We start from the raw sequence: 11,996 nt of genomic DNA, 5'->3' as shown, positions 1-11,996 counted from the left end.
AATGTGGCCTCCGTCGTGAGCAGGACTGTAGAGCAGGAAACCTAAGCCGGTGTCCCCGCTCTCCCGGGGCCGGCGGAATTTAGTTGTTCAGCATGCGGTCGAAGCTTCCCGAGTCGCCATCCCGATAGTCGGCGGTCATCAGAATCTCCTGCGGAATGCGCCCGCCCTCGCGCAGCACATTGCGGAACTGCACGCGCGTGACCATGGGCAGATCCTTGATCGTCGCCGCCAAGTTCTGCGGCACGCCCTGGTTGGCAGCCGCGGGCTCGCACTCGCCGCCGGCCTTCACGCGACGCTTATGCTCGGCGAGCATGGCGCGGTACATGCCGGCATGCAGGCGAATCTCAACCACATTGGCATTGCGAGCCTGCTCGACGATGCGCGCGCCCTCGCGGTCGATATCGCCCACGTAGTAGACGTAGTTAAAGCGATAGCCGATCTCAGCCAGATAATCGTCCAGGGCATGCGAGACGCTCGCCTTGCATCCGCCGCCAAAAATCACGCCGCCCACCTTGATGCCAAAGAGCTTAGCGTGCTTGCGGCCGCGCAGGAGCTTGACGATCTCGTCATAGGTGTCCAGGTTCTCGACCATAATGAACGGCTTATCGGCGCCCAGCGTAAAGAAACCCGTAAAGTGCACGGGGCGGTTGGGGGCGACCTTAATCGCCTGCATGCTGATGCCCTTTTCGGTCATACGCCGAATTAGACGCTCGCCGTGCTTGCCGTCAAAAGCCTTCTCGTCGTTAAAAATCTGGTAGGCACGCTGGCGGCGCGAGGCAACCGGCGTATCGGCACCTCGGTTTTGCTCGATCCAAGCCTGGATGATTGCGATTTCCTCGGCAATCTTGCGGTTGGACATCTCGTTGTGCTGAGTGCGCTGCGGAGCCTTTTTGCCGTCCTTGCTCTCGACCTTTACGATCTGTGTCTGCTGCTCCTTGATCTTAGAGAGCGCCGTAGGCGTAGGGACAACTTTGAGCAGCTGCCTGCCTAAAACGCGGGCAAGGGCAAACGCCGATACCTCGCCGTGGACGGCCGACTCGGGCTGCTGGGCAGCAGCATCTGCTGCGGCAGACTCCGGCTTCTTCTGAGACCTGCGCTTAGAATCGCCTTGGGAATTGCGCTCGCGCTTCGGCATAGACGCCTGCTTCTGCGGACGATCGGACTTGCTCTCCTTCGCCGGCTGGCGCTTAGGCTGCCCCGAAGAAACCTCGGCCTTCGCATCCTCGTCCTGCGGCGTGGTCTTCTCGGCTGCAGTCTCGGCATGGGAACTGCGACCCCCGCGATGGCGACGGCGGCGAGGCCTGCTCGACGCGCCCTGCTCCGTCTGCCCATCAGTAGGCTGCTCGCCCTTGGCCTCGGCAGCAACCTCAAGCTGCGGCTCAACAGGCTTCTGCTCGCGAGCCGCCGGCTCAACGGTTTTCTCGGTTTGTTCGGCCTTCTCGGCCTGAGCGGTCGGAGCCGGCTCGCCCTTCTCCTGACGCCTTACGGGATACGCGCGCCTCGCAAAACCACGTCCGGGACGACATGAGCCCGGGGCCTTCTTGGCAGACTCCTCAACATCGTCTGCGGCCTCGGAAGGCTCTTCAACCTCATGCGCGACATCCTGCTGCGCAGCCTTAAAGTGGGCACCACGGCGACGCTGGGGCTCCTGGGCCTCCACGGGCTTTTGCTCCTTCGCGGGCCTCTGCGACTCGGCAGCAACCTCGTTCTCAACAGCCTCGGCATCCGTCTCACCCTTTTGAGCAACGGCACGACGGAAGCGCTCCTGCTGGGCGCGGCGCTGCGCATCGCGCTTGCCACCCCCGCCAAAACCGCCGCGTCCTGCCTTGGCCGTAAAGGCACGCACGACGTTCTCATCGAGCAACTCATCGGTATCGACATGCTCACGCGGAGCAGCTTCTTCCACAGCAGGCACGTCAGCGGAATCCTCGACGACAAAATCTTCGACGGACTCGGCAGGCTGCTCCTGGGCATCGCGGATCTCGACATTGATGGTATAGAACGCCGGGCGCCCGTTAATGCCGCTGCCCTCGATCTTGGTCACGATATTTGCCGCGATAAGCTCATCGCGCATCGCCTTGGTGTCGCATTCCTTATCGACGGAGCGGAAAATCTGCGCCAGCGCGCTCGACTTAATCTTGAGCGCCTTGCGGCAGAGCAGGTCGTAGGCAACCAGCTTGGCGCGCTCGGCAGAAAGCGATGTCTGGCTGCTCAGACGCTCAGCCAGAGCATCGACATTGTTTTGATTATCGGAATATACCGTCTTGGCCACGGGGCCCCTTTCATATGCACACATATACGTCCATATGGTACAACGCACGAGCCTATCCACGCAAAACATCTGCGAGAACGCCCTTGCACCACCTGTTCTCACAAGAAAAAAGACCGGGTCCGCTTGATTGCGGACCCGGTCTTTCCGAGTCAAATAGATGGGAGATTCAACCCGTCCGACCGACTAGGCCTTGGCGGCCTCGGCGTCGGCAGGAGCTTCAGCGGCAGCGGCGCGACCGTACTCGGCCTTGCCCATCTCGGACCACTCGGGCTCCTCATCAGGCATGGAGCCGGCCTCCTTGCCGAAGAACTCCTTGAGGCAGTTGACGGCGACGATGAGGCCCAGGACCATCAGCAGGACGGCGAAAACGAGCTGCAGGCCCTTGGTGGCGGCGACGGAAACGGCGGCCGTGGTGGCGGTAGCCGGGATGGTGCCGAAGAAACCGTAGGCCTGGACGGCGGTCATGCAGCCCATGGCGCTCTGGACCAGCGAGGTGAAGGTGCAGCAGAGCAGGAAGGCGACGGGCACGTAGAGCATCCAGCCCTTGCGGCCGGTGCACTTGCAGAACACGGCGAGGGTGATCATGGTCATACCGCCGAGCAGCTGGTTGGAAGCACCAAAGAGCGGCCAGATGTTGGCATAGCCACCAAAGGCAAGGGCGAGACCGGGAAGCAGGGTGACGACCGTGGCGAACCAGGGGTTGCCGAGAACCTTCATGTAGCCGGCCTTGGACTCGATGGCCAGGGCGTCGTTGGTCTGGGCAAAGAACTCGGAGAACGAGGTGCGGGCGATGCGGGCGACGGCGTCGAGCGAGGTCAGGGCCAGAGCGGAAACGTTCATGGTCATGAAGACGGTAGCGAGCGTACCGTCAACACCGAAGGCCTGCATACCGCGGGAGATGCCAGCGGCGAAGATCTGGAACGGGGTGGAAGCGACACCGGCGTTGAGGGCGCCAGTACCGGCGGTGTTCATATCGGAGAACATGATGCCGGCGACGATGATGGCAAGGATGCCGACGAAGGACTCGACGATCATGGCGCCATAACCGACCTTGACGGCGTCCTGCTCCTTCTCGACCTGCTTAGAAGAGGTGCCGGAAGAAACGAGGCTGTGGAAACCGGAGAGAGCACCACAAGCGACGGAGACAAACAGGACCGGGAACATCATGCCGGAGGCAGTGGAGAAGCCGGTGAAGACCGGAGCGGTGATAGTGGCCTGGCCGTTAACGCCCAGGACGACGATGCCGAGGACAGCGCAGGCGATCATGACGATCATCATGATGGAAGTGAGGTAGTCACGCGGGGTCTTGAGCATCTGGATGGGCATAGCGCCAGCGAAGACCAGGTAGACCATGACGACGGCGAACCACTGGAACTTGTCCAGGTAGACCGGGAACTGCATACCGACGGCGAACATGAGAACCATGAGGACCACGCCGGTGACGAACTCGGCGGCACCGGTGAGGTTGAACTTCTTCTGGGCCCAACCAAAGGCGATAGCGACGAAGGTGAACAGGATGGAGATGGTGCCAGCGCAGCCAGCGGCATAGGACTTGGTGAAGTCGATGGCACCGGTAGCGGCGCCAGAAGCGTCAACGGCCGGGGTGAACATGAACGTCTTGCAGACCATGTCGGTGAAGGCGGCGATGACGATGATGCAGAACAGCCAGCAGAACAGCAGGAACAGGCGACGGCCGGTCTTGCCGATGTACTTCTCGATGAGCTGAGCGAGCGACTTGCCGTTGTTCTTCATCGAAGCGTACAGAGCACCAAAGTCGTGGACGGCACCAAAGAAGATGCCGCCGACGAGGACCCAGAGCACGACGGGCAGCCAGCCAAAGGCCATGGCGACGATCGTACCCGTGACAGGGCCAGCACCGCAGATCGAGCTGAACTGATGCGAGAACGCGGTAAAGGCGGAGACGGGCGAGAAGCTCTTGCCGTCCTTCATGCGCTTGGCCGGCGTGAGGGCCTCTTTGTCAACGCCCCACTTGTTGGCCAGCCAGCGGCCGTAGCCCAGATAGCCGCAGGCGAGCACCGCCGCGGCCACAACCATGAGCAAAACTCCGTTCATTACATTTCCTCCTCTAAAAAGAACTTCCTAGACATAAAAAATGAGGGCCGTCGGTTGCGCTCGACGGCCCTCATCTTCATCAGCCGCCCGTTATCGTACGGGCTAGCTGTATGTGCTAACCCGCATCAGATAATTACTACGCTGATAATGTTTAGCTGATGCGTGAACATGTCTAAGAAATCCTCTTCAATCATGATGTGAACGATCCGTGCGTGTTCACATCCCCCAGTGGTTGAAAAGGAGTATGAAACTTTAGTTACCTAAAGTCAACGCAAATAAGTAATGAATTTTCAACTTTTTTGAATTTCTCGTTATAAAACGCCACTAACCTCGGACTTTACCCGACAAAAGTTTTTGCATGAGAGATGCCCCCTCGGGAGCCGCGGGAGCTCCCATCCCAAATGCGGAGCAAAGCTCCGCACACCAACTTTTTCTTTCAGCTAAAGAACGCCGGAAATTCGACGCAGGCTGGTTAACCTTGCTGGACGTTGTCGACGCCGATCCAGCCCAGAAGCCATATCGATACAGAAAGGTCCCCGGCCGGAGGGGCCGGATATAAGGTTTATCGCGAGTTCCGCACGCAAAGAAGGCCACTTAATGTGTCCTTCGTCTTGCGCAGGACTGTAGAGCAGGAAACCTTATATCCGGCCCCTCCGTCCGGGGACCGCGCCGTACCAGCTACAGCGTCATGTTCGGATCGGCATCGACGTCGAACGGCGAGATTTCTCCTCGGTCGAATTTACGGCGAGCAACCTCTGCGATCATGGCGGCGTTATCGGTGCAGGCAGACAAGGGCGGCACCGTTACACGAATGCCCTGACGTCCAAGCTTTTTGATCATCATCTCGCGCAGATGCGGATTGGCCGAGACGCCGCCGCCGATGCAATACTCCTTGCACCCGGTAGCATGCAGGGCGTTTTTTGCCTTCTTGTACTGCACGTCAAAGACCGCCGCCTCGAACGAAGCCGCCAGGTCGGGCAGGTGGATCGTGCGCCCGGCCTTAGTCTCCTGCTCGATGTAGAGCGTCACCGCCGTCTTGAGGCCCGAAAGCGAGAAGCGATAGTCCCCCCTGCTGTTCAGCGCACGGGGGAAATCGATCGCCTTGGGATTGCCCGTCTCGGCAAGCTTGGAGATGATGGGGCCGCCGGGATAGCCAAGGCCCAGCGCCTTTGCCACCTTGTCGAAGGCTTCGCCCACGGCGTCGTCCAGCGTCTCGCCAAGCACTTCGTAGTCGCCCCATGCCTTTACGTGCACGAGCATGGTGTGCCCGCCCGAAACGAGCGTAAAGATAAACGGGGGCTTAAGGTCGGGCTGCGCCAACAGGTTGGCAAACAGGTGGCCCTCCAGATGATTGACGCACACCAGCGGTTTGCCGGCAGCATACGCAAAGCCCTTGGCAAAGGCGACACCCACCACCAGAGCGCCCACCAAGCCCGGACCCTGCGTCACGCCCACGGCGGCAAGCTCTTTCGGCGTGATCGCTCCACCCGTCAAGCCAAGCGACGCCGCGGCATCTTCAAGCGCCGCATCCACGACGCTTACAATCACCTCGACGTGCTTGCGCGAGGCAATCTCGGGCACCACGCCGCCAAAGCGAGCATGAAAATCGATCTGCGTCGACACCTGGTTGGCCAGCATATTGCCGTCCGCATCGATAATTGCCACGGCCGTCTCGTCGCAGGAGCTCTCGATGGCAAGCACCAGGCGACGGCGTTCGATTTCGGCACGCTCCTCAACGGTGCGCTCGGGCGCGGGCAGCGGCCATGCGCGCTGCTCGGCAGCAGTTGGCTCGGGCGAGGCATTGTCGAGAGGAAGCACCAGGGGCAGCGGTGCCGTCATGACGATGGCATCCTTGCCGGCACCGTAGTAGCCACGGCGACGACCCGCCTCGGTAAAGCCCAGAGCGGCATAGAGCGCCATTGCGCCCTCGTTGCCGTCCTCAACCTCAAGCGAAGCCGTAGTGCAGCCGAGCATCTGCGCGTCATAGCTCACGTGCGACAGCAGCTTGCGGGCGATGCCCTCGCGTCGATGCGCCGGATCGACGGCAACGTCCATAATCTGCACGTCCCCGTCGACGACCATACCGCCGGCAAGACCTAGTAGACGGCCGTCGTCGTGCGCCACCCACCAGCTACGCGGAGCGGCAACGCCCTCGCCCAGCTCGGACAGGAACATGCCCGGCGTCCACGCCTCGTGTCCGGCGCCTTCAAAGCAGGTGGTTTCCAACGTGCTCGCACCCTCGGCATCCGCCGCGCCCATGGGGCGGAATTGCAGATGACGTCCGGCGAGCTCATCGGCAACACCTGTCACCTCACTCTGCGCGCTCTCGGCAAGGCCCAGACGCTTGCGCTCGTTTTCCTCGGCGTCCGAAAGGCGCGTATAGATCGGCAAGACGCGAGCCGGATCGCCGTCGCCTGCGGCGTGCGCCATCAGCAGGCCCTCGCCCGAAGGCCACCACAGGTCTCGCCCCACGCAGCGCGCCGTCTCGTCCTCACCCAGTAGCTTGCCATAACGCACGAGACCGTCACCAGTCAGCTGAACCTGATCCCAGCCCGCGGTCTGGCGCCACCCATCAAGCGCCACGGCGGCCTTGACCACGCGCTCGCGCTCAAACAGACGCTCGGGACCCTCGTCCCCCAGCACATACAGCGCCGGGTACACCTCGCCGCGCATGGCGTCGGCAAGAACGCCAAGCTTGCCGCGTACGCCGGCCTTCCATGCCGTCCAGGCGCAAGCGTCAAGTGTCGACACGCCGAGCAGAGGCACGTTGGCACCACGCGCCAGACCCTTTGCGGTGGAGATACCGATACGCACGCCCGTAAACGAACCCGGGCCGCGGCCAACCACATAACAGCCGACATCGCTGCGATCCAGGCCGGTCTGCTTCAGTAGGCCATCAACAGTATTCACGAGCTCCACGTTGGCATGACGGCGACACAGATGGTCCCCACTTACCAGCTTTGCCTCGCCTGTCTGCACATCAATCCAGCTTGCCGCGCAGGCAAGCATGTCGGTCGATGTATCGAGCGCCACCACCAGCGCGTTGTCGTTATGCAAGCTCATCTTGTACAGCCTTATCTATCAAATGGGAAAGCTCATCCGCGCGCTCGCCGTGTGCCTCGAGCGTTATCGTTCGCACGTCGCTGTCGTCCTCATCGCGCTTAAGCGTCACCGAAAGATACTCATCTGTCAGTTCATCCTGAAACTGCTCGCCCCATTCCAGCAGGCAAACACCCTCATAGCCCAGCACGTCAAAAATGCCCGTATCCTCAAGCTCGTAGGCATGCTCCAGGCGGTACAGATCAAAATGGAACAGCGGAATACGCCCTTGGTCATGAACGGCCATGAGTGCGAACGTAGGGCTTGTGACCATATGCTCATCGCCCAGAGCACGCGAAACGCCCTTGGTAAAGTGGGTTTTGCCCACCCCGAGGCCGCCGGTCAAGATCAGCACATCACCATCTTCCAGGCACGGCGCAACCAGCTCGCCAAAATGCTCCGTATCGGCAGAGCAAGCCGTTCTATAAATACCTACCCCCAGGCGCTCCAGGGACATATATGCTCCTTATTATTCCGAGGCACCCTCTGGCGCGGAGTGCCGCTCCAGATAGTCGCCCAGCATCTTAAAGTCTTCCTCCAGCAACTCTTGCCACGCCGGATTGCGCAGCGCTGCCGCGGGATGAAACGTCGGCATCACCACAAAGTGCCCCATCTGATGGAACCTGCCGCGCAGCTTGGTAATGCCGATCTCGGTCTTGAGCACAAAGTGCGTCGCGGGATTGCCGAGTGTCACGATGATATCGGGCCAGATGCTTCGAATCTGCTCGCGCAAAAACGGTGAGCAAGCCAGCACTTCCTCGGGGCGCGGATTGCGGTTTCCCGGCGGGCGACACTTAAGCACGTTGGCAATGTAGACGTCTTCGCGCTTGAGGCCAGCCAGCGAAAGGATGCCGTTGAGATCCTCGCCCGCCGCCCCCACAAAGGGCTCGCCCTGCAAATCCTCATTACGGCCCGGCGCCTCGCCAATAAACATCACGCGAGCGCGGGGGTTTCCCACGCCAAACACGATGTTGTGGCGCGACTGGTAAAGCTGGCAAAGGTGACAATCGCCCAGAACGGCCTCGATCTCCTCGAGTGCGACCTCACGCGGCGCCTGATGGCTATGGCCGGGAATGTGCATGACGCCCATAGCGACTCCTACACGTAGACCTTGTCGAGACGCATACCAAAGCCGCAAGCGACCTCGTAGTTAATCGTGCCGCGTAGGCGCGCCATCTCGTCCATGGTAATCTCGGCATCTCCATCGCGGCCGACAATGATCATCTCGTCACCATACTCGGCCTCGGGAATCTCATGCGCCGGGTTGGACTGAATGGCGACCATAAACTGGTCCATGCAGATATTGCCCACCTGACGCACACGCTCGCCGCGATACAGCACGTCCATACGATTGGAAAGCGTACGCGAAAGGCCATCGGCATAACCGATCGGAAGGGTGCAGATCTGAACGCGCGTGCGCGGTACGCGGTAGGTAAAGCCGTAGCCCACGCCCTCGCCCATCGCAGGGTGTGCCACGCGCGTCACACGCGCGTGGACGCTCATGACGGGATCAAGCTGCATCACGCGACCACTCAGCTCACATGGCTGCAGACCATACAAACCGATGCCGGCACGAATCATGTCAAAGTGCATTGAAGAATCGAGCATCGAGGATGGCGTATTGGCACAATGCACGATACCGCATTCAAAACCTGCGTCCTTAATGGCCTGAACGGCCTCGGTAAAACGCTGGCACTGCAGCTTGTAGTCCCAGCCCGAAGGTTCATCGGCCGTGGCGAAGTGCGTAAATACGCCGTCGCACTGAATACCGCGATGGAAATTTATACCGCGGACAAAGTCGAGCACCTGCGTGTAGTGAACGCCGATACGATTCATGCCCGTCTCGATGGCAAGATGGTACTTGCCCACTTTGCCCGCCGCGACGGCACATTCTCCATACGCAAGAGCAAAGTCAGACGTATAGACCGAGGGCATGATATCAAACTCGAGCAACGTCGGAATGGCCTCGATAGGCGGCTCGCTTAGGATGAGGATGGGTTTCGTAATCCCGCCCTGTCGGAGCTCAACGCCCTCGTTAACCGTCGCCACGGCAAACATGTCGGCACCGGCCGAATACATGATCTTGGCGCACTCAACAGCTCCATGACCATAAGCATCGGCCTTGACCACGCAGCACAGGCGCTGACGTGGATTCAGCAAGTTCTTATAGGCCCTCGTGTTGCGACGGAGCGCCCCGCGGTCGATCTCGACCCAGGACCAGCGCGTCAAATCGGCTTTATTCATGATTAGTCATCCGACCCTTCGTCCATGATTCCCAGATCTTCGAGCGCATCCTTTGCCGCCAGCTCCATGGCAGGACCGATCAAGTCGATAAGATCGGTCGCGATAACGCTCTTCTCACCATACTCCGTCGCCGCAGCAAAACCGGCGTAGCTGTGAAGTGCGACGGCGTACGAATACAGCAGCTCCCAACGATCCATCTCGTCGCGCATGGTGGCAAGCGTGCCGGCCAAAATACCCGCGAGAACATCACCAGAACCGGCAGTTGCCAGAGAAGCCGGACCCGAGAGTGGCAGCAGCACGCGCTCAACGCCACAGATAGCCGTCGTCGGCCCCTTGGCTATGACCACCAGATTGTCGGAGCCTGCAGCCCAGACAACCTTCTGCGCGGCCGCAATCGCGGTACCAAGGTCGTTCACCTCGTCACCGGCAACCAGGCGCGAAAGCTCACGATAGTGCGGCGTCATAACCAACGGCTGCTCGCGGCGATACATCTCGGGGTTACTATCAATACCGTCAATGGCAATCTTAGCAAGGCAGTTGAGTGCATCGGCGTCCAAAATTAGCGGTACATCAAGCTCGAGCAAGCCCGAAACCACCTGCATAGCGCCGGCAGACGTCGTCATACCGGGACCGCACAGCACGCAGCTGTACTTCTTTGCGATCTCGCACACCGTCATGCGCGCAGCGGCGCCAAAGGAGCCGCGGGAATCAGACGGAATAGCAAAGACCGGAATCGAAGGAAGTGCCATGCGAATGAGATTGGCGCAGGCGTCAGGAGCCGCGACTGCCACGTAACCAGCACCCGCGCGAGCTGCAGACTTGGCCGCCATAATGGCAGCACCAGGATATTGCGCCGATCCGGCGACAATAAGCACAGAGCCACGGGAATACTTATCGATATTCGATGGTAGCGGAGCAAAGTAATCAACTAAGTCACCGGGCTCGACAATCTCGGCGGCGTGGTCAACATCATCGATGACTTCGTCAAGACGGTCGTAAAGATTGCCGCAGATCAAATCGCCAGCATACTCAGGGCCATCAGCGCTATACAGACCAATCTTGGGCGCAATCATCGTCACCGTGCGCTCGGCACGAATGCAGTCGTCATCAACAACGCCCGTCTCGGCATTCAGGCCCGAGGGGACATCAATGGATACGACACAATCGGCGCATTCATTGACCGTAGGAATCCAAATGGAGAACGGCGCACGCAGATTCCCGTGGAAACCGGTACCAAAAATGGCATCGACAACAACATCCGCCTTATCGATCAAAACCTCGAGTTCGTCACGCGAGGGACCGACGCAAACGTGCACATCGCGGCCGGCAGTTCGACGAGCAACATGACGTGCCAAAGCAGCAGGAATCTCATCCGGCTCAACCGGAGAAACGATATCCACGTCCACACCCTTGTGGCTCAAGATATCGGCGGCAACCCAACCGTCGCCGCCATTATTACCAAAACCGACCAAAACGAGAACCCGATCGGGATTGAGCTTCAAGACCTCGTTAGCGGCAAACTCACCCGCTAGCTCCATAAGCTCGGCCTTCGAAGTCCCTTCGCGTTCGATGATATCCTCGAGACGAACGACTTCTTCGGTACTCAAAACCGGTTTCATCTATGCTCCTAGCGTATCTTGCGAAGCATCGCCCAGGTGCTCCGTCAATGCTGAATTCTGCAGCTGCTCGAGCTCATCTAATACAGAGCGAGCCTCTTTAAATGTCTGCGCAACGCGTTTCTTGGTGCTCACCTTTTCATCTTTTGGCTTAGGCCGAGCATCTTCGGTAATCGCGATGGCATTCGCAACGGCCAAGTCTCCCGTAAGCGTAATGGAAAGAGCGACCTCAACAACGCCCAGTTCTTGAGCGATCTCGAGAGCACGGCCCGAAAGCAGCGCCTTCGGTTTGCCGAGTTTATCACGCGTTACCGAAACATCCTTGCGACCCACGCCTTGACTAAAACCCGTGCCGAGAGCTTTAAGCACCGCCTCGCGCGAAGCAAAGCGGCTCGCATAGTGAGCAGCGGGACGCGATGATGCATCGCAATACGCACGCTCTTCTTCGGTAAACACACGCCGAGCAAACGACGGCGTCTTTTCAAGAATTGATTTCATGCGGGAAATCTCGACGATATCAACGCCGATACCAGCTTCAGCCATGTTCACCTCCATATCGCACAGACTAAGTTATTGTAGCCCGTTCACAGAAGATGCGACAAACGAGGGTTATAAAACACAGCTACTATGTGAGACAAATTGCCCGAGATACAAAAAAGGGGGAGGCCGCGAGGCCTCCCCCTTCTTCAAGT

8 protein-coding genes are annotated in these 11,996 nt (G+C 59.7%); all 8 read right to left on the bottom strand.

What is annotated here, in order from left to right:
- Positions 1-79 precede the first annotated feature (79 nt).
- The 8 genes from DW925_RS09670 to acpS all read right to left on the bottom strand — a co-directional run bounded on the left by DW925_RS09670 (position 80) and on the right by acpS (position 11,847).
- Entirely contained in the window at positions 80-2,272 is a 2,193-nt protein-coding gene (locus DW925_RS09670; RefSeq protein WP_158551700.1) for a hypothetical protein, read from the bottom strand.
- A 183-nt stretch (positions 2,273-2,455) separates the two neighbouring features.
- A complete protein-coding gene (locus tag DW925_RS09665) occupies positions 2,456-4,345 on the bottom strand; it encodes a carbon starvation protein A (RefSeq protein WP_117636065.1) in 1,890 nt (629 codons plus the stop codon).
- Between the two features lie 678 nt (positions 4,346-5,023).
- Positions 5,024-7,408 (bottom strand): tRNA (adenosine(37)-N6)-threonylcarbamoyltransferase complex transferase subunit TsaD, encoded by a 2,385-nt coding sequence (gene tsaD, locus DW925_RS09660; RefSeq protein WP_117759397.1) that lies wholly within the window; start codon positions 7,406-7,408, stop codon positions 5,024-5,026.
- Positions 7,395-7,901 carry a tRNA (adenosine(37)-N6)-threonylcarbamoyltransferase complex ATPase subunit type 1 TsaE gene (gene tsaE / locus DW925_RS09655; protein ID WP_117759398.1) on the bottom strand — a complete coding sequence of 169 codons (507 nt, stop codon included), beginning with the start codon at positions 7,899-7,901 and terminating at the stop codon, positions 7,395-7,397. Before tsaE ends, tsaD begins: the two co-directional genes overlap by 14 nt.
- A gap of 12 nt (positions 7,902-7,913) precedes the next feature.
- Positions 7,914-8,534, bottom strand: coding sequence for a uracil-DNA glycosylase (locus DW925_RS09650; RefSeq protein WP_117759400.1), 621 nt, complete (start codon positions 8,532-8,534; stop codon positions 7,914-7,916).
- An 8-nt stretch (positions 8,535-8,542) separates the two neighbouring features.
- On the bottom strand, positions 8,543-9,688 hold the full coding sequence (alr, locus tag DW925_RS09645; protein WP_117759402.1) for an alanine racemase: 1,146 nt from the start codon (positions 9,686-9,688) through the stop codon (positions 8,543-8,545).
- A 2-nt stretch (positions 9,689-9,690) separates the two neighbouring features.
- Complete coding sequence (locus DW925_RS09640; RefSeq protein WP_082435564.1) at positions 9,691-11,307, bottom strand: NAD(P)H-hydrate dehydratase; 1,617 nt, start codon at positions 11,305-11,307, stop codon at positions 9,691-9,693.
- Positions 11,308-11,847, bottom strand: coding sequence for a holo-ACP synthase (gene acpS / locus DW925_RS09635; protein ID WP_117655164.1), 540 nt, complete (start codon positions 11,845-11,847; stop codon positions 11,308-11,310).
- Positions 11,848-11,996 lie beyond the last annotated feature (149 nt).

The organism is Collinsella sp. AM43-1 (genome assembly GCF_003467925.1).
In the GTDB taxonomy this organism is placed as follows: Bacteria; Actinomycetota; Coriobacteriia; order Coriobacteriales; family Coriobacteriaceae; genus Collinsella.
The sequence above is the reverse complement of the archived record's forward strand: the minus strand, read 5'-3'. Positions and strand labels throughout refer to the sequence as shown.